The sequence below is a fragment of the Bradyrhizobium sp. 45 genome, assembly GCF_023073155.1.
In the GTDB taxonomy this organism is placed as follows: domain Bacteria; phylum Pseudomonadota; class Alphaproteobacteria; order Rhizobiales; family Xanthobacteraceae; genus Bradyrhizobium; species Bradyrhizobium canariense_D.
Genome location: NZ_JADPIX010000098.1, coordinates 1 through 811 on the forward strand (window position 1 = coordinate 1; position 811 = coordinate 811).

General features: G+C 62.5%; 1 protein-coding gene. It reads right to left on the bottom strand.

Annotated features, from left to right (window positions below; translation table 11 throughout):
* A partial coding sequence (locus IVB42_RS14860; protein WP_247470539.1) for a transposase occupies window positions 1-811 on the bottom strand: 811 nt, incomplete at both ends.

Here is an 811-nt window from a genome sequence, read left to right on the forward strand (position 1 = left end):
ACCGCAAGCGTGACGGTCTCCGCCCTGGTTAGGTGGTCGCGCTTCGTCGTCATCAGCTGCGCTATCGTCCTGGCGGCGGGGACCTTCTGCAATTGTTGATGGCTGATGGTCTCGGCACGCCGCCGTCGCGTCGCCCATTCCGCCACGACGCGCAGCGATCCCTTGAAGCCTTGTCCCTTCAAGCGGCGCCAGAGCTCGGCACCGTTGCGACAGCCGCCTGACCACTGCGCGTCCAGGAACGGCAGATGCCCGTCCAGGGTGCTTTGACGGGTGCGGAACATATCCGTACCGCCGCCGCGGCTAATTTGGCGAACCAGATTGCGACTATGTCCTGTGCGGCGGACGATCTCCTTGAGCGGCACACCGTCGCTGACGAGAGCCGTAATTAAGGCATGGCTGTCCTGCCGCCGCAAATAGCCCTGATAGCGCAGCTTTTCCGCACAGGTCAGCAATTCCGGGTTGATCGTCGTCGCTCCAATTGCGGTTCGGATTCTGTTCATGGAGCGGCGCACCGCATCAAGGAAGGCGGCGCTCGCATTTTCCATCAGATGCCATCGGTCGGCGACCTGGATGGCGTTCGGCAGCGCCTTGGCTGCTGCCTCGCCGTATCCACCACCGCGATCTCGCGACACAATGTTGATCGCTGGGTGCTTCGATAGCCACGCCCGAACCGTCGCAGTTTCCCTGTCGGGCAGCAGGGTAACGATCCGCCGGCGCTCCAAATCGCACACGATCGTCCCGTATCGATGGTTTCTCCGGAACGCCCAGTCATCGATGCCCACAACAAGCAATGGATCTGTCGGCATCGCCG